The following is a 16963-nucleotide window of genomic DNA, read 5'->3' as shown; positions in this document are numbered from 1 at the left end:
TTCTTGCAATTGCCATAAGACACCCTGCTTTTTTTTTGAACTAATTAAAACGTAGTCCTTAATTTTTAAAAGAGCAAAATTTAGAATGGGTGTCACTGTTAATCATATATATTTCATCTGATATATATTCTAAAGCGAAATATGGCTTACCAGCAAAACCCCACAGCAGTCTAAGTTTCTCTTTTATATCATTCATAAATGTTATAAAAGTGCCATAAGCATCATTTAGTCCACCTTCAATTGCTCGAAAGGCAATACAACTTTTAGGATGGGTGTCTTGTTTATTTGCTCCATTGACTTATATAAAAAACTTTTAACCAATTTAAATTTTGATATATGAAATCAAAATTTGACCCCTTATCTTTAATAGCCATCGATACTTAGTAGCTTATTACAATATTCACTTGCCCCTGTTAAATCAGGAAATAGTGTAGAGTGATTTATATTCATTCTATTTAAATACTTTAGGCATTTTTCAATATCTTTCGTTGGAATAACTATTTTAATTATAGTCATTTCACCACCTTTATAGGTATTGTATTTTTTAACCCAAGATTCGAGATCCATATTGTTAGGAGCTCTTGTAAATAAACCTCTTTGGCTAACAAGCCTACTATTTTCATCACTAAGTGGTCGAATAACTTTTACTGTGGGTTTATGCTTATTGATTAAGGCTACGTCCTTATCGTCTCTGATTGCTTTATTGAAGACTTCAGCACTTCCCTGAAAAAAAGCAAATATAGACATAGATTTACTTTTTGATTTAAATGCTGCTGAAGCCGCAAAATATAGTGCAACAAATGGTGACTCACTCCAATCTAATAGAGGCGTACATAAACCATGATGTTGTCCCAATGCCCACCAATCATTTTCTGATTCCATTAGTGGCGGATGAGATCCCCTTCGACCTCTAGTCTCGAATTTAAATTGTTCTAAGATGGCTTCTCTTTTGGGTGATGTTGAAGAATCCACAAAACGATCTAGAGTAGGTTCTAATTTCCAATTACTATCAGCATGACCTCTGAATACATAACTTTTATGCTCAAGAAGCTCTTGATTAATATAATCTGAGAAGTACTTCCAGGAGCTTAACTCATAAGTAGCTGCTCCTTTGTCGTTAGTGATTTTTTTCCATCGCGGCTTTCTGGACAACTGAACTCTCCATTAAACATAACGGCCATAACAGGCTTAAAATAATTTGTTAAAGTTTTGAGGAACGAAAAACAACAAACGGTTTTAAGTCCTGTTGATTGCTTGTTGTATGGTTTTATTAATTAATTAAAAAACAATATAAAAGCCCCAAGCTTGTAACACTAAATACAATTGGAAATAAAAAATCACTAATCAATTTAACTAAATTAGAAACCCTAACAAAGTTACTTTTGTATTTGTATGTAATTTCTTGATTTTTTCTTCTTATGTCGTTTACTTCTCCGCTCCTTGTTCCCACATCCGGATCGCAGTATTCATTTTCCTCTTCAGGAAAGCATTCATCTTCTGTTAAACCGATTACATCCCCGGTGGTTTTTGCAGTTTTTCTACCAATCAAAGCTGGAAGGTAATACTGAATTAATTCAATAATTGACAAAGTTATAAAACTTACTAAAAAATAGGCTGTAACAGCCAAAACAAACCAACCTGCCATAGTTTCATTTTTAGATAAATCCAAACCAAGGATAGCCACTTTCTGAGGCAAGGCTTGTGTTAGAGCAATAAATAAAGAAATCCCAGACATAACTAAAACTTTAGTTTTTATTTTTTTCAAATCATCATTTAGATTGAACATTTATTGAATTTAACTCCAAACTTTGAGAACCATATAACAGCTTAGTGAACCCTACTCTGGTGGCTTATAACACCCAAAACTGCGTTTATTACGTTGTTCGATAATTACAATTGCTAATCAGTAGCCTTTGTAATTTAACCCCAAAACGACTTTTAATAATGTTATGGGACAAAACTCAAAGAACTGTATTTATACACAGCCATTAATTAAATCTGTTTTTATTTAAAGCTGAAAGCTTTATAACCCGCCCCTTTAAAATCGTGAATCCCTCTCACAAGGCTCTCCATCTCCATCACCATCCATTTTTGTATTCGGGCAGTTGTTAATAAAAAACACCGCCTCTTCGCGTGAGCGCATTTCAGTACAATACTGCCTACCATCACACGTAAAATTTTGCGTGCTTTTAGGAATAACGACTTTTGGGTATGTTTCATCAAAGGTGGCTAAATCGTCATTAGTGGCTAAATCATTGGTGATAATGGGTGTTTGGCTGCTTGAGTGAGTGTTGTATTTATTAATCGCATAAAAACAAAGTGCTGCAATAAGCGCTATTGAGGCAACTTTACCTAAAAAGCTACTGGCAAAATTAGATTTGGCAATGCGGTGCGGCTGGTTATTGTGTTTTTGATAAGGTGCTTTAAGCTCTGCAACGCCTTCTATACGGCAGTTAACTGCTTTGGTTTTACCGTCGGGCTGTGTTGCAACTTCAAAGTAAATAGTGTCGCCCACTTTGGGCTTGCGGCTCATGTGTTTGAGCGCTGATATGTGTATAAACGTGTCGTGTTCTAGGGTGTCTGATTTAATAAAACCAAAACCTTTGTCGGTTTTCCACGACTTTAACAATCCTTTGTTCATGTATCCACCTGCTCTGCTTAAGCTGCGTTTTACGCAAATTCCATTTAGTTAACACTTGTTATTATACGTTCCTAAATTAAAACCATGCAACCAATTATTCATATTGCGTTAATTTTCACGTCTTATCTATTAAACTTAGCTGAAAAATAAGCGTGCTAAAAACAACTAAACCTCAACTTATTTTATTTATAATTTGCGGCCAAATGTCCTTTAATTCATATGAGCTACCGCGCACTCACCGATTAGCTTAACAGCTTGTTTACACTAGGTTTTGTCATTAGCTATTTCTATCTAAATTAACCGTTTTTAGTACGATTTTTCATTCGTTATTTACTTAATTTATCTATACAATCCACACCTTATTTTTACGCACGTATTTTAAGTGATTATCTCATGTTACTAACCGTTGTTTATATTATTGGTATTACCGCAGAAGCCATGACCGGCGCACTTAGCGCAGGACGAATGAAAATGGATTGGTTTGGCGTAGTGCTAGTAGCCAGCGCCACGGCAATTGGCGGTGGTAGCGTTCGAGATATATTACTAGGCAATTACCCGCTTACGTGGGTGCAACACCCAGAGTATTTATTAATTACCTGTATTGCCGGTATTGTCACTACGTGGCTTGCTAAATGGGTGGTTAAATTTAAAGGCATATTTATGCGCCTAGACGCCCTTGGTTTAGCAGCCTTTAGTATTATTGGCTGCCAAGTGGGGCTAAATATGGGGCTGCATTACGGTATTTGTGTAGTGGCTGCGGTTGTAACGGGTGTTTTTGGTGGCTTACTGCGTGATTTAATATGTCGCCAAGCGCCGCTTGTATTACATAACGAGCTATACGCGAGTGTATCGTTACTTGTTGCCTGTTTATACTTAGCATTGCACCATTACAATATTGACGACAACATAAGCATTATTGTAAGCCTTGTTGCAGGCTACTTAATACGTATGGCATCAATACGCTTTAAATGGCGCTTACCTACCTTTAGTTTATTAGAGCAGCACGCTAAATAAAAATAAACTTTAATACAAAATAAGGCAGGTAATATACCTGCCTTAGTTAATATAACTATTAGCGTATTATTTTAATGCCCGCTTACATCACTTAACCCGGTTTTTAACCCGCTGTTATTTTGCTTAAGTACACTAAAACTGCCATCGGTTTCTAGCACTACTGCGGCTACATCTTCTATGGCTAATATACCAGCGCCACGTATAGCTGCGCGAATTTCTGATTTTGTTACGCGCTGCGATTTAAGTGCAGCCGTGCAGTATTCACCATCACTCATTAAAAGCGTGGGTTCTGCTTTTATAAGCGCTGCAAATTTTGACGAGCGCACACTAAGCCACGTAATAACATATTGCAGCCCTATTAATACTACAAAGGCAAGTATGCCCTCAAACAGCGGTACACTTTTTGAAATAATAACCGAGGCTAATATAGAGCCCAGCGCAATGGTGACTACAAAGTCGAACACGTTCCACTTTGAAAGCGTACGTTTACCCGATACACGCAACCAAAACACCAGCGCGATATAACCCAGTACACCTATTGTAAGTACACGTAATAATCCCTGCATATCATCATAAAACATAGTGGTTCCTTGCTATTAAAGGTGGCAATTAGCTTTTGCTTATAACCCTACATGGCGCTAAGTTAAATAACGATGAATAAAGTGCCTGTATTTACTTTGTTAGTTGTTTTACAAACTTAATTTTGCTTAGCTCTGTGCTTTGATTATCAACGTAGCCACAAACGTGATAACCATTAGTGATTAGCATAGTTAGCATTTGAGGAAACCGGTTCATCGATTTAACGTGTATATTGGTAAAACCTTGTTCATAAGCCCACTTTTCTTGTTGGACAAGTAATTTTTTAGCAATACCTAATCTACGATAGTTAAAATGCACTCCACCAAGCCAACTATAAAATTGTGTATTAGATAGCTCATAGCCAATTTTAAAACCAACTAATGTATCTTCTTTATGTGCTACTAATATCAATGCTTTTTTGTTTTCTAAACGGTTACGTAAAGTGTCACTATCAATGGCTGTTAGTAGTTCAGGGACATATTCACTCACTGCGGTTACATCATCAATTGTGCCTGTGGTTATTGTTATAGCCATAAAATTCCTTGTTTTTATTATATGATTTGACCTAGACAGTTTAAATTTAAACTACGGTTGATTATGATGGTTTAAGCATTATATCTTTATTTTCGCTTTATCATTTTTGAAAGGATCACCATGTCTAACTATAACGAATCTCCAGAACAAGTTGAACAGGCCACTCAGGGCTTTGTTATGCAACAAACTATGTTACGTATTAAAGATCCAAAGCCGTCGCTCGAATTTTACCAAAATGTATTAGGTATGAAGCTGTTAGGTAAGTATGACTTTCCTGAAATGAAGTTTACATTGTACTTTTTAGGCTACGAGCCAGAATTGCCACAAGGTGATGATAAAACTAAAGCTAAATGGGTATTTGGTCGCCCTGCACTCATTGAGCTTACCCATAACTGGGGCACAGAAAACGACGACAGCTTTGAGGGATACCACAGCGGTAACCAAGAACCTAAAGGCTTTGGTCACATTGGTATTAGTGTACCCGATGTATACGCAGCCAGTGAACGCTTTGCAAAGTACGATGTAGAATTTGTGAAAAAGCCAGACGATGGCTCAATGAAGGGCTTAGCATTTATAAAAGACCCTGACGGTTACTGGATAGAAATACTCTCACCAGAAGGCATTACCGATATTATTTTTGGTAAATAACCAGCTTACTACACACTAAAAAGCCAGCTATTACGCTGGCTTTTGTGTTTGTAAATAAGAGTTACCTTATTTACGTAGTGCGTCTATTCGCGCATCAAGCGGTGGGTGCGACGAAAACAACTCAGCAACACCTTTGCCACTTGCAATACCAAAGGCCATCATTGAGCCTTCTAATTGCGAAGGATGGTTTTGCTTTAATCGCTCAAGGGCTGAACGCATTTTATCAGCACCAACTAGTTTTGCTGCGCCGCTGTCGGCTGCAAATTCACGTTTACGGCTGTAACTTGCAACTACTATGCTTGCTAGCACGCCAAATAATACTTGGAATAACATATCGAATAAGAAGTATGTCCAGCTACTGCCGCCCTCTTCTTCATCGCTATTAATAAAGTTATCTACAATGCCTGCCAGTACTTTTGCGGCAAATATTACAAAGGTATTTACCACGCCTTGTATTAGCGTAAGCGTTACCATGTCGCCGTTAGCCACGTGCGATACTTCGTGGGCAAGTACGGCTTCGGCCTGATCTTTGGTCATGTTGTGCATTAAGCCTGTGCTTACTGCCACTAACGAATTGTTTTTACTTGGGCCCGTTGCAAATGCGTTCATTTCTGGGCTGTCGTAAATAGCCACTTCTGGCATTTTAATGCCTGCTTTTTGTGCTTGCGCAGATACCGTTTGTACAAGCCAATGTTCGGTTTCGTTTCGAGGCTGCGTAATTACATGCGCGCCTGTTGATTTTTTAGCGATCCATTTCGACATAAATAACGAAATAAACGATCCACCAAAACCAAATACGGTGGCTATAAGTAAAATTCCGCCAAGGCTACGATGGCTTAAGCCCAGCGCACTCATTATTATTGAAAGCACTACACCTAATACCAACATAACCGCTAGGTTAGTTAATAAAAACAAAAATATACGTTTCATATTGTCCTCACAAAAATAGGTTTGATCACCGAACATAAAATTAAATTAGGTTAAAGCAATCACTGCGTTATGACACACTATGTCATAACGTTAACGCTATTCTGTGACAAACTATGTCATAACACAAGTGTTATTTATGTGTTTATTGATAATTTTTTTAAGAAGGGTTTTACAGCAAATTTAAGTATGAGGTTTACTTATAGATCAGCTTTTTACAAGCTGTTATTAAGCTCTGCCATATCAATCGGAAACCCACGCTCGTGTGCCAATATGCGTGCAACTTCGTCAATTTTTTCGCTGCTATTATGTTTAAGATACGACCATTGGTGGGTACTGCGGTGATGATTTACAGCAGGATCGCTACTTATTATTCCTAATTTTATAAACTCACCCACTATTTGATCTGCCGCTATTAACGTTGACGATGCTTTAACATTTTCGGCCCGTGCGTAACTAATATGCGAATATAAACTTACATCGGCTACGCGCAAAGTGTCGTCATCACCCGGGATTTGTTGCCCGCCATACAAGGCATTATTTTGTGTGCTAGCAGTTTTAAATGCAGGCACAAACTCGGCTACATAATCAATTGCTGTTTGGGTACGTGTTTGCAATGCAGCTTTGTCCCATCCATCTTTAATATAATGAAGGTATTTATTGGGAAGTTTAGGTTGTGCGCTCATTGGCGTGGCATCAGCTAAGCCATCATTAAACAATGTAATGTTGTTAGTCATGCCATGTATTTGAAAATACCCGTTAGGGTAAGGCGTTAACTGCGCCATGCCCTCTGGCGTACCACGGTTACCATAAATAATTATTTCGGGTATTTGCCCACCAGCACCTTGCCAATGAGTAATGTAAGAGGCTTTAAATTCAACCATGCGTTTTACATCGACCCCAACGAGGTCGTCAATAATACCGGTTTGAAAACCACACGCATTTATTAGGTAATCTACCTCAATGGTTTGTGAATCGGCTTGTGTATCAGGTTGTTCATCAAGGCTTGGCTCTGATTGGTATTCAATGTGCCATTTAAGTGTTTGCTTATCATTATTGGTATTTATAACTGGCGATACGTTTTTAACACTGGTGCTTGTTAAAACATGAGCGTGTTTGTACTGTGCAAGGGCGAGTTGTGCACTGGCCGATAAACGAAATATATTCCAACCATATTCTTGTGCAACAATAAGCGGAAACTTTAACTTATCTAAATCTAAATGCTTAGCAACGGGTATCATCCACTCATCTAATGACGTGGGTTTGGCTACTTGTTTTTGCTTAGCAAGCTTTAGCATATGCTCATAACTATATAACTGATAATAATGCTCAGGCTCGCCTAATACTTTGTTAGCGCTATCTTGCTCTACAAGGTCGCTGTAGGCTTTTACTAATTTATTTAAACGCGGAAATAAGTCCTCGGGTGCGTCGTCATCACGCTTGGGTACGGCAAATACTGTAGGGCGAACATCTATGGTGTGAGGATAAAGGCGAGCAATATCTATACATTGCTTGAGTAAATCTATGCAGTCTTCATCGGGTATTTCACGGTATAAGTTGCCACCTGCATGCAAATGGCACATTGGAGGGCCATCAATTAACGACTTTTTCTTTTCAAGCACATAAGTTTCTAACCCTAACGCAGCAAGCCTAATGGCTATTGTGGCGCCAGCTGTGCCTCCACCTATTATACCTACGCGTTTTTTAGGTAAGCCATAGTTTAGTGCTTTTGGCTCAGCGCTTACGTGCGCATCTGGGGCGTAGCTTTCAATAAATGGGTGCGTCATATAGTCGTTATGTCCTTAGTAACATTGTCTTTAAGCAAGCTATGTATTTATAAACGTTTATATGTGTACTAAGGCTGACTATTTCAAGATTTACCTAAAAAAGTAACTTTTTTTTAAAACCACTTAAGTGTTTATAGATAACGCACTAAGCAAGCTTTTGTATATTTGTAACTTAGGAGTTTGCTCGCTGTATGGGCTTATGGCAAGTATTGGGAACGGTAAGCGTGCTTTGAGTGAATCAAGGTTTGCTTGGTATTCGTCCATATTTTTATCGACTTGGTTTGCAATCCAGCCAACGCAGTTTATACCCATACTTTGCATATGCGCAGCGGTTAGTAACGCATGATTTAAGCAACCTAGCTTCATACCAACAACAAGTATTACCGGCAGTTGCTCTGCTTTAACCCAGTCGTATAAATAATCGTTTTTATTAATAGGTAATGCCCAACCACCAGCACCTTCGGTAAGTATAATGTCAGCGCCCTGTTGTTTTACGTTTTTATAAGCATCACTAAGTTTATCTACAGTAATACTCACCCCAACTTTCTCCGCTGCTATGTGCGGCGCAATAGGCGGTGCAAACGCAAACGGATTTACTACGTCGTATTTAGCGCTCACTGTTGCACTTTCCATTAGTATGAGGGCATCGGCATTTACTAGTTGATCGAATGCCATTTCGCAGCCAGCAGCAAGGGGTTTAAAGCCAATGGCTTGTTTTTTGTGTTGGGCAAGTAACTTTAATAGCAAACTGGTAACGTGGGTTTTTCCGGCATCGGTGTCGGTGCCTGTTATAAAAAATTCTTTCATGCGTTGCCTTTAATGTCTTTGGGCTTATTTAGTGTTTTTGTAATGATAACAGCACCACATGATAAGACACACATGCTTTGTTATTTATAAGCGGATACGCACTGCATACTTTTTGTAGCGCCGATTTGGTAAGTAATCCTTGGCGCGTATTGGTATGATTTTGTGTCGTTGCACCAATAACCTTAATAGAGGCAATAGCTTTTAAAGGTGTTGTGTATTCATCGGTGTAAATACGCTTTTTAGCGCTGTTAATAGTAAACCCTGCACTTTGGACTGATTGGTTTATATACTGCTCATTATTAAAGGTATTTATGTGGCTGTTAGAATCAAGCGCGGCAAAGGCCGTTTTTATTTCGTTAAGTGAGCCCTCTACCACAGTGCTTATGTACGCCTGCCCGCCTGGTTTTAATATGCTGTAAAGCGATTGCATTAAAGTTGAAAAATTAGCAGACCACTGCACTGCAAAGTTACTGTAAATTATATCAACACTGTTTGCTTGTAGCGGTAAGTTATCCATATCGGCGCATATTTTAGGTGTGGTTAAATCACTACTTTGCAACATGTTTAAGCTCAAATCCATTGCCACAACGCTTTCAAATACGCTTTGTAAGGTAAGTGTATTAACAAGTGGCCCTGCGCCTAAATCAACACAAAGCTTATTTTTATTAATGCCTGGTTTTATGAGTGAAAATAGATCGCTTGCTGCCTGTTTTTGTACATTTGCATGGGTGTTATAACTCGCCGCCGCCTTTGAGAACTTACTTTGTGTAGACTTTTTAAGCTCCTTGTTTAGCTCTCGATTTGGCTCCTTATTTAATTCTTTATTTGAATCGCTACTTACTAGGCACGGTTTTACAAGTTGTGTTTGCACTGGGTCTGTTTTTAATATTGGCTGAGCAGTCATGCTATTGCACCTACTAAATGCTTAACTAAGTGCGTTATATCTTGCTCGGTATGTGCGGCTGTTAAAGTAATGCGCAAACGTGAGGTGTTATGTGCAACTGTGGGCGGTCTAATTGCAGTGAGCCAAATACCCTGTTGTTTAAGTTTATCTGCCGCTTGCAATGTTTGCTCAGCGCAGCCTAATACAATGGGCTGTATGGCTGTGTTTGACTCCATTACAGCAATATTATGACTTTTAGTGAGTTGCTTAAATAATGCAATATTGGCATTTAGCTTATCGCGTTTATCATCAGCTGTTTTTATGTTTTTAATACGCGCAAGTGTGTGGCTTGCCATAAGTGGCGACATAGCGGTTGAATACGTGTAATCGCGATTAAATTGCAGCATGTAATCAATAAACTGTTTACTGCCCAATACACACGTGCCACTACTAGCCACTGCTTTACCAAAGGTAATAACTAATATATCTGGCAGCGTTTGAGTAATAAACGCTTCGCAACTACCCAAACCGGTTTTACCTAATGCACCAAAGCCGTGTGCGTCGTCAATCATTAGCCATGCGTTGTGCTGTTTTGTAAGTGCGAGTAATTCTTTAAGAGGCGCGGTATCGCCATCCATCGAAAATACGCCTTCGCTTATAATTAGCTTGTTTTGCGCTTTTGATTTTTCGAGCCGTGAACGTAAGTGATTCATGTCGTTGTGATTAAAGCGCACTAATGCCGTGTTTGAGTGCATAGCACCGTCAATCAAGCTTGCATGATTTAACTTATCTTGAAAAATAGCGCTGTTTTGCGCAGCTGCTTTATCTTGAAACAATGCTTTAATTACGCTGCTATTAGCGCTAAACCCTGAGTTAAATAGCATTGCTGCGCCATAACCAAATTGCTCACATAAGTATTGTTCAAGCGCTTTTTGCTGAGACTGATAACCCGTAACCAATGCTGAGCTGTGACTCCCTAATGCGTGGGAGTCATTAAGGTTAACAGCCTCATCACCAAAGCCTAAGTAGTCGTTACTGGCAAAATTAATGTAGGCTTTATTATTAACCGTTATGGTTCGCGCTGTTGCATGTTGTACTACGTGGCGTTTACGAAGTAACGCATCTTGCTGGCGAGCCTGCAGATGCGTGTTTATAAAATCAAAAGGCATTGATATAAGCCTACGCTTCATAAAACAATTCAGAGGTTGCTTTGTCGGCTACTTGCGATGAAAGCGAGGCTTCTACTGCTTCGTCTGAATAGTCGTGACGTTTTTCTGGGTTCATGCCTAATTTTTTAATTAGGTTCATATCGGCATCAGCGTCTGGGTTTTCGGTGGTAAGTAGTTTGTCACCATAAAATATTGAGTTAGCGCCTGCAAAAAAGCACATTGATTGCATTTGCTCGTTCATGGCGTTGCGCCCTGCCGATAAACGTACATAACTGTGTGGCATCATAATACGCGCTGTTGCTATGGTACGTATAAATTCAAAGTGATCTAAATCGTCTACGTTTTCAAGCGGTGTGCCTTTAACTTTAACTAACATATTAATAGGCACGCTTTCTGGCTGTTGTGGCAAATTAGCTAGCTGCATAAGTAGTCCAAAGCGGTCGCTTGCTTGCTCGCCCATACCCACTATTCCGCCTGAGCATACTTTCATACCGGCATCACGTACGTGGTCAATGGTATTTAACCTATCTTGAAAAGTACGGGTTGATATAATTTGCTCGTAATACTCAGGTGATGTGTCGAGATTATGGTTGTAGTAATCAAGCCCTGCGTCTCTAAGCTCATGGGCTTTTTCGTTTGTGAGTTTACCAAGCGTCATACAGGTTTCTAACCCTAGCTCTTTTACTTCTTTAACCATTTGCGAAATGTATGGCATGTCTCTGTCTTTTGGATCTGACCATGCAGCCCCCATACAAAAACGGGTAGCGCCTTTTTGTTTTGCGAGGCGTGCTTGTTCTACTACTTTTTCTACTTCTATTAAGCGTTCGCGTTCTAAATCTGTTCGGTAATGGCCCGATTGCGGGCAGTACTTACAATCTTCTGGGCAAGCGCCTGTTTTAATTGATAACAACGTAGAAATTTGCACTTCATTTGGGTTGAAGTTAGCACGGTGAACCGATGCGGCTTTAAACAGTAAATCGTTAAATGGCATTTCAAATAATGCTTTAACTTCAGCGTGGGTCCAATCGTGACGAACAGGTGCAAGTTCCATAATACTCTCTTATTTTTTTTCATAACGGTGATATTGGCTTAGTCTACGAGTTGAAGTACCATTGTCAACGAAGCCCACCAAATTAAAGTTTACATATGATTAAAAAGAATACGATTGACCTTGATTTTGATCGTGAGCACATTTGGCACCCATATACGTCTATGACTAAGCCAATTCCGGTATACCCTGTTACACATGCTAATCACAATATTATTCACCTCGAAACTGGTGAGCAATTAATCGATGGCATGGCCTCGTGGTGGAGCGCAATACATGGCTATAACCACCCTGTTATAAATAACGCCATGATTGAGCAAATTAATAATATGAGCCACATTATGTTTGGCGGTATTACGCATAACAGCGCGGTAGAGCTGTGCAAAAAAATAGTAAATATAACGCCGCCCAGTTTAACTAAAGTGTTTTTAGCCGACAGCGGCTCAGTAAGTGTTGAAGTAGCGATTAAAATGGCGCTGCAGTATTGGTTAAGCCAAGGCATTACAACAAAACAAAAATTAATGACGCCTTACAAGGGCTACCATGGCGACACCTTTGCAGCCATGAGCGTATGCGACCCAGTTAACTCAATGCATAGTTTGTATAGCGGCTTTTTACCTGAGCATGTATTTGTACCCGCACCGGTTAGTCAATTTGGGGGCGAGTTTAACCAAACTGAAGCCCAAGAGCTTGAAGAATACTTTAAAGCAAACCACAACCAAGTAGCCGCCTTTATCATTGAGCCTATTGTACAAAACGCGGGGGGTATGAACTTTTATCACCCTGATTATTTAGCCTGCGTACGTAAATTGTGCACCCAATATAACGTACTGCTAATTTGCGACGAAATTGCCACAGGCTTTGGCCGTACAGGTAAATTATTTGCTGTAGAGCACGCCAATATAGAGCCCGATATAATGTGTATTGGTAAAGCATTAACTGGCGGCTCAATGACGCTATCGGCCACTATCACTAGCGATAAAATAGCCATTGGCATAAGCGAAGGTGAAGCCGGTGTTTTAATGCACGGCCCCACTTTTATGGGCAACCCGCTTGCCTGTGCTGCGGCCTGCGCAAGTATTGATTTATTACTTGAGCAAAACTGGCAACATCGAATAAAGCAAATAAACACCCAGCTACAACAACTTAATAAATGCAGTGAACTAGATGCGGTTGCCAATGTGCGTACCTTAGGTGCAATAGGCGTTGTTGAACTAAACGAGGCTGCTGGCAATGTTGATGTTGCTAAAATTCAGGCTTATTTTGTAGAGCAAGGCGTATGGATACGTCCATTCGGTAAACTAATTTACCTTATGCCACCGTATATAAGTGACGATGCAAGTATAAAAACACTGTGTGATGCCATTTATAATGCCATTAAAGGCAAGCATTACGCTTAATAGTCGGTCTCAATAACTAATCCTAATACAGGTTATAGCGCTATTTGCTGTAACCTACCGCTACATTTAGTGTTTTTATCTATTAAGCGAGTTTGTAGTTATTGATCTCGTTAACCATTAGCTATATGATAATGTCTATCATTTACAATTACCTTTTTGGACTTCTTTGCTATGAAATTACTATTTAAACCAGCCAAAACTTTAGGTGCAAGCCTGTTACTAGCCTCGGCGTTTATGGCTCAACCAGTATTAGCTAACGGCCCTATTGGCGAGCATGTTAATCATCTTCAAGCTAACCTTAAAAGTTACGCAGAAGAAGTAGAATGGATGGTAGGCAAAGTTGATACCATGGTAAGCGACTACGATACTAAAGGCGCAAAATCTGTAAAAACTGATGATTTAATTGAATATTGGGAATCAGTTAAGTTTCACAGTGCAATAGAAACTAACTTTGTACCAGTATACGCTTCTATTTGGCAGGGTCTTTATGGCGTAAAAATGGCCATTGATAATAAAGAGCCTGCTGATGAAGTTCGCAAACAGCAAAAAGCGATGAACATAGCCTTGTGGCAAGGCCTTGGGGCTGTTAAGCTTGCTGCTAAATTCCAGCAAAAAGGCTTGTTAGACACTGTAAAAGCAACCGCTACAGCTCAAATGACACAAAGTGCCACAATTGATGAAATTAAGCACAAATTAGACCGTGTAGTAGCTAAATTTGCTGAGCGTTTACGAGACGAAGCAACTGAAATTGTTCACGATACTTATCTGCACCTGTTTGAAGGCGTTGAAGGTACTCTTATTGAACAAGATGCAAAACTAGTTGAAGTGCTGGAAAAAGACTTTAACGTAACACTGCCACAAGCCATTAAAAACAGCAAAAGCGTAGACGAAGTACGCGATGTGATCAGTGACATGCAAACCAAATTAGACCGCGCTAAGGTTTTAATAGAAAAAGCCGAAAAAGCCCGTAAGGATGTATTTTAAGTGAAGCGTAGGACCTTTATTCAAGGCCTAGCTGCGTTAGGGGTGGTTGGCTCATTGCCACTGCCTCTTTCTCGTGCGCTAGCCGCTGATATAGCACCCCCTGTTTCTGTTGACGATTTACCAAAGCTTAAAGGCGAGTTAACGCTTTATTTAGGCCGAGGTGAAGGTGGTTTGTATGAAAACGTATTACAAGCAATCCAGAAAAAAAATCCAGACTTTAAACTCGGTATACGCCGAGGTCCTACTGCTGCTTTAGCAAATACGATTGTTGCAGAAGCTAAAGCCGGCGTTCGCCGCGCTGATTTATTTTGGGCGGTTGATTCAGGCGCAATTGGCTTAGTAACCGATGCAGGCCTTGCACAACCTATCCCGGGTGATTTATCTGCTCAGTTACAACCACAGTTTAGATATAAAGAGTGGGCACCAGTAACTGGCCGTATTCGTACATTGCCATATAACACGTCGCGTTTGACTAAAGATCAAATTCCAACAAGTATTATGGAAATTGCCGACAGCGATTTAAGTATTGGCTGGGCACCCGCCTACGCTTCTTTTCAATCGTTTGTAACCGCAATGCGAATCTTAGAAGGCGATGACAAAACCGCTAAGTGGCTTAAAAAGATTCAAAAACGTGCTAAAACATACGCCGGCGAGCTAGGTGTTGTTATGGGCGTTGAGCGCGGTGAAGTTGATATTGGTTTTGCAAATCACTATTACACTCTGCGTTTAAAATCAGGTAAGCCTGATGCCAAGCTAGATTTAGCATTTACACAAAATGATGCGGGCTGTTTAGTTAATGCATCGGGTGTATTAGCGCTTAACGACGATCCGCTTGCAACTAACTTTATGCGTTACTTACTAAGTAAAGAAGTACAGGGTTACTTAGCCAGTGAAGCGTACGAAATTCCGTTAGTAAATGGTATTACCCAACCTGAGGGTTTACCGTCACTTGCTAATATTTCTCCACCTAAAGTAGATTTAACACAGCTAGCTGATTTACGCCCTACTATAGATTTGATGCGAAGCAGCGGCGTATTGTAATGAAAATACCTGCCTCTTATCCAATGGCGCTGCTTGCAGCGCTTGTTGCGCTTACCCCTGTTTATGTATTAATTGTGCTTGCAAGTGATGCAAGCTCAGTGTTTGACACCCACAATCTTCAAATTTTAGGTAACACGTTATCGTTAATGGGTTTAACGGTACTCGGATCTATTTTAATTGGTGTGCCACTGGCGTTTATTAGCGCGTATGTGCATTTACCATTTAAAAAGCTCTGGCTGGTTGTATTTGCAGCCCCACTGGCAATTCCCAGTTATATTGGCGCATTTACCCTCTATGCTGCTTTTGGCCCCGGTGGCGAAATAAATACCTTAACAGGAATAGAAACACCATCTATGTATGGCCTAACAGGTGCCGCCATTGTAATGACGCTTTATACCTTCCCGTTTGTAATGATGACAACTCGCTCATCCTTACTAAGCCTTGACGCAAGCATGGTTAACGCTGCGCGTACGCTGGGCATGTCGATGACGCAAAGTATATTCAAAGTGATATTACCGCGCGTAGTTAACGGTATTGCAGCAGGCTCATTGTTAGTCGCGCTTTATACGTTATCTGACTTTGGTACGCCCGCAATGATGCGCTTAGATACCTTTACTCGCGTAATTTATGTTGAATATAACGCCTTTGCGTTAGGACGCGCTGCAATGCTTTCGCTTCAACTGATGGTTATTGTCGGTTTTTTACTTTTAGTTGAATCACAAATAAAAACAGCACCTGAGCGCCATGGTCGCCCGTTAATTTTATTTCCAAGTAAATTACAATTAAGTGCGATGTTTATTACGTTTGCACCTGTTTTACTACTCGCTATTGGCTTGCCTTTGGCTATATTTTCACTTTGGTTAGCTCGCGATGGTTTTAGCTCATTTGATTTTAATATTGCATGGAACTCTACGTATGCATCGGGTATTGCGGCAATTGTAGCTGTTATCGTTGCGATCCCCGTTGCACATGCTGCACTTAGCGGAAAAGCGGGTCGTATAATGGAGCGTGTTACTTACTTTGGTTTTGGTATACCGGGCATAGTAATGGGCACAGCGCTTGTTTACGGTGGTTTGCAGTTACCGTTTTTATATCAAACACTGGGATTGCTTATTATTGCTTATATGCTGCGATTTTTACCACTTGCTGTAGGCTCTGTTAGAACAAGCACCGAACACTTAGATCCAAGCTTAGTAAAGTCTGCGCGCGTATTAGGGGCAAGCCCACGTGAAGTATTTACTCGCATAACACTACCTTTAACTATGCGCGGTATTATTGCCGGTGCAGCACTGGTGTTTTTAGAGTCAATGCGCGAACTAGAAGCCACGCTACTACTTGGTCCTACAGGGTTTGAAACCCTCTCTACATATTTATGGCGTGTATACGAAGCGGGCTATTTTGGTCGCGCCGCGATTCCTGGGTTATTGTTAGTAGTGATATCTGCCTGCGGGTTAGCTATTATGATGTCTGGCGAAAAACGCAACCAGTTTGAACATTAAGG

At 40.1% G+C, this 16963-nt stretch carries 17 protein-coding genes; 6 read left to right on the top strand and 11 right to left on the bottom strand.

Annotation, left to right across the window (positions count from 1 at the left end; all coding sequences use genetic code 11):
* Positions 1-363 precede the first annotated feature (363 nt).
* From QMA08_RS01155 to QMA08_RS01145, 3 genes are all read right to left on the bottom strand, one after another.
* Positions 364-1152, bottom strand: coding sequence for an FRG domain-containing protein (locus QMA08_RS01155; RefSeq protein WP_290173377.1), 789 nt, complete (start codon positions 1150-1152; stop codon positions 364-366).
* Between the two features lie 118 nt (positions 1153-1270).
* A complete protein-coding gene (locus QMA08_RS01150; protein WP_290173376.1) occupies positions 1271-1786 on the bottom strand; it encodes a hypothetical protein in 516 nt (171 codons plus the stop codon).
* A 252-nt stretch (positions 1787-2038) separates the two neighbouring features.
* Positions 2039-2641 carry an excalibur calcium-binding domain-containing protein gene (locus QMA08_RS01145; protein WP_290173375.1) on the bottom strand — a complete coding sequence of 201 codons (603 nt, stop codon included), beginning with the start codon at positions 2639-2641 and terminating at the stop codon, positions 2039-2041.
* Between the two features lie 393 nt (positions 2642-3034).
* On the opposite strand from QMA08_RS01145, the gene QMA08_RS01140 reads away from it, so the two are divergent.
* A complete protein-coding gene (locus QMA08_RS01140) occupies positions 3035-3655 on the top strand; it encodes a trimeric intracellular cation channel family protein (protein ID WP_007586765.1) in 621 nt (206 codons plus the stop codon).
* A 71-nt stretch (positions 3656-3726) separates the two neighbouring features.
* On the opposite strand, the gene QMA08_RS01135 is transcribed toward QMA08_RS01140, so the two are convergent.
* Together QMA08_RS01135 and QMA08_RS01130 are read right to left on the bottom strand one after the other, a co-directional pair.
* Positions 3727-4236, bottom strand: coding sequence for a YetF domain-containing protein (locus QMA08_RS01135; RefSeq protein WP_290173374.1), 510 nt, complete (start codon positions 4234-4236; stop codon positions 3727-3729).
* A 91-nt stretch (positions 4237-4327) separates the two neighbouring features.
* A complete protein-coding gene (locus QMA08_RS01130; protein WP_290173373.1) occupies positions 4328-4768 on the bottom strand; it encodes a GNAT family N-acetyltransferase in 441 nt (146 codons plus the stop codon).
* Positions 4769-4888: 120 nt separating this feature from the next.
* On the opposite strand from QMA08_RS01130, the gene gloA reads away from it, so the two are divergent.
* Positions 4889-5416 (top strand): lactoylglutathione lyase, encoded by a 528-nt coding sequence (gene gloA, locus QMA08_RS01125; RefSeq protein ID WP_290173372.1) that lies wholly within the window; start codon positions 4889-4891, stop codon positions 5414-5416.
* 66 nt (positions 5417-5482) lie between these two features.
* Here gloA and htpX read toward each other — a convergent pair whose 3' ends face one another.
* From htpX to bioB, 6 genes are all read right to left on the bottom strand, one after another.
* Positions 5483-6346, bottom strand: coding sequence for a protease HtpX (gene htpX, locus QMA08_RS01120; RefSeq protein ID WP_002961248.1), 864 nt, complete (start codon positions 6344-6346; stop codon positions 5483-5485).
* A gap of 212 nt (positions 6347-6558) precedes the next feature.
* On the bottom strand, positions 6559-8130 hold the full coding sequence (locus QMA08_RS01115) for an FAD-dependent oxidoreductase (RefSeq protein ID WP_290173371.1): 1572 nt from the start codon (positions 8128-8130) through the stop codon (positions 6559-6561).
* A 123-nt stretch (positions 8131-8253) separates the two neighbouring features.
* Positions 8254-8937: a dethiobiotin synthase gene (gene bioD, locus QMA08_RS01110; RefSeq protein ID WP_096793156.1), complete on the bottom strand. Its 684-nt coding sequence runs from the start codon at positions 8935-8937 to the stop codon at positions 8254-8256.
* Between the two features lie 28 nt (positions 8938-8965).
* A complete protein-coding gene (locus QMA08_RS01105) occupies positions 8966-9841 on the bottom strand; it encodes a methyltransferase domain-containing protein (RefSeq protein ID WP_290173370.1) in 876 nt (291 codons plus the stop codon).
* Positions 9838-10989, bottom strand: coding sequence for an 8-amino-7-oxononanoate synthase (locus QMA08_RS01100; protein WP_290173369.1), 1152 nt, complete (start codon positions 10987-10989; stop codon positions 9838-9840). The genes QMA08_RS01105 and QMA08_RS01100 overlap by 4 nt, the downstream gene beginning before the upstream one ends.
* Positions 10990-10999: 10 nt before the next feature.
* Positions 11000-12040 carry a biotin synthase BioB gene (gene bioB / locus QMA08_RS01095; protein ID WP_002961242.1) on the bottom strand — a complete coding sequence of 347 codons (1041 nt, stop codon included), beginning with the start codon at positions 12038-12040 and terminating at the stop codon, positions 11000-11002.
* A gap of 95 nt (positions 12041-12135) precedes the next feature.
* Here bioB and bioA point away from each other — a divergent pair, with 95 nt between their 5' ends.
* The 4 genes from bioA (at position 12136) to QMA08_RS01075 (ending at position 16961) form a co-directional block, all read left to right on the top strand.
* Positions 12136-13437: an adenosylmethionine--8-amino-7-oxononanoate transaminase gene (gene bioA, locus QMA08_RS01090; RefSeq protein WP_290173368.1), complete on the top strand. Its 1302-nt coding sequence runs from the start codon at positions 12136-12138 to the stop codon at positions 13435-13437.
* A 171-nt stretch (positions 13438-13608) separates the two neighbouring features.
* Entirely contained in the window at positions 13609-14421 is an 813-nt protein-coding gene (locus QMA08_RS01085; RefSeq protein ID WP_290173367.1) for a hypothetical protein, read from the top strand.
* Positions 14422-15462, top strand: coding sequence for an extracellular solute-binding protein (locus tag QMA08_RS01080; RefSeq protein ID WP_290173366.1), 1041 nt, complete (start codon positions 14422-14424; stop codon positions 15460-15462).
* Positions 15462-16961: an iron ABC transporter permease gene (locus QMA08_RS01075; protein ID WP_290173365.1), complete on the top strand. Its 1500-nt coding sequence runs from the start codon at positions 15462-15464 to the stop codon at positions 16959-16961. The genes QMA08_RS01080 and QMA08_RS01075 overlap by 1 nt, the downstream gene beginning before the upstream one ends.
* Positions 16962-16963: the final 2 nt, after the last annotated feature.

This window comes from Pseudoalteromonas sp. APC 3355 (assembly GCF_030407615.1).
GTDB classification, from domain to species: domain Bacteria; phylum Pseudomonadota; class Gammaproteobacteria; order Enterobacterales; family Alteromonadaceae; genus Pseudoalteromonas; species Pseudoalteromonas distincta.
This window is presented reverse-complemented; position numbering and strand designations above follow the sequence as displayed.

Excerpts from the sequence above, each read along its gene's own strand:
- QMA08_RS01135 (WP_290173374.1), bottom strand. The coding sequence starts at position 4,236 with ATGTTTTATGATGATATGCAGGGATTATTACGTGTACTTACAATAGGT.
- bioA (WP_290173368.1), top strand. The coding sequence starts at position 12,136 with ATGATTAAAAAGAATACGATTGACCTTGATTTTGATCGTGAGCACATT.
- QMA08_RS01140 (WP_007586765.1), top strand. The coding sequence starts at position 3,035 with ATGTTACTAACCGTTGTTTATATTATTGGTATTACCGCAGAAGCCATG.
- QMA08_RS01145 (WP_290173375.1), bottom strand. The coding sequence starts at position 2,641 with ATGAACAAAGGATTGTTAAAGTCGTGGAAAACCGACAAAGGTTTTGGT.
- QMA08_RS01075 (WP_290173365.1), top strand. The coding sequence starts at position 15,462 with ATGAAAATACCTGCCTCTTATCCAATGGCGCTGCTTGCAGCGCTTGTT.
- QMA08_RS01100 (WP_290173369.1), bottom strand. The coding sequence starts at position 10,989 with ATGCCTTTTGATTTTATAAACACGCATCTGCAGGCTCGCCAGCAAGAT.
- bioD (WP_096793156.1), bottom strand. The coding sequence starts at position 8,937 with ATGAAAGAATTTTTTATAACAGGCACCGACACCGATGCCGGAAAAACC.
- QMA08_RS01130 (WP_290173373.1), bottom strand. The coding sequence starts at position 4,768 with ATGGCTATAACAATAACCACAGGCACAATTGATGATGTAACCGCAGTG.
- htpX (WP_002961248.1), bottom strand. The coding sequence starts at position 6,346 with ATGAAACGTATATTTTTGTTTTTATTAACTAACCTAGCGGTTATGTTG.
- bioB (WP_002961242.1), bottom strand. The coding sequence starts at position 12,040 with ATGGAACTTGCACCTGTTCGTCACGATTGGACCCACGCTGAAGTTAAA.
- QMA08_RS01150 (WP_290173376.1), bottom strand. The coding sequence starts at position 1,786 with ATGTTCAATCTAAATGATGATTTGAAAAAAATAAAAACTAAAGTTTTA.
- gloA (WP_290173372.1), top strand. The coding sequence starts at position 4,889 with ATGTCTAACTATAACGAATCTCCAGAACAAGTTGAACAGGCCACTCAG.
- QMA08_RS01085 (WP_290173367.1), top strand. The coding sequence starts at position 13,609 with ATGAAATTACTATTTAAACCAGCCAAAACTTTAGGTGCAAGCCTGTTA.
- QMA08_RS01115 (WP_290173371.1), bottom strand. The coding sequence starts at position 8,130 with ATGACGCACCCATTTATTGAAAGCTACGCCCCAGATGCGCACGTAAGC.
- QMA08_RS01105 (WP_290173370.1), bottom strand. The coding sequence starts at position 9,841 with ATGACTGCTCAGCCAATATTAAAAACAGACCCAGTGCAAACACAACTT.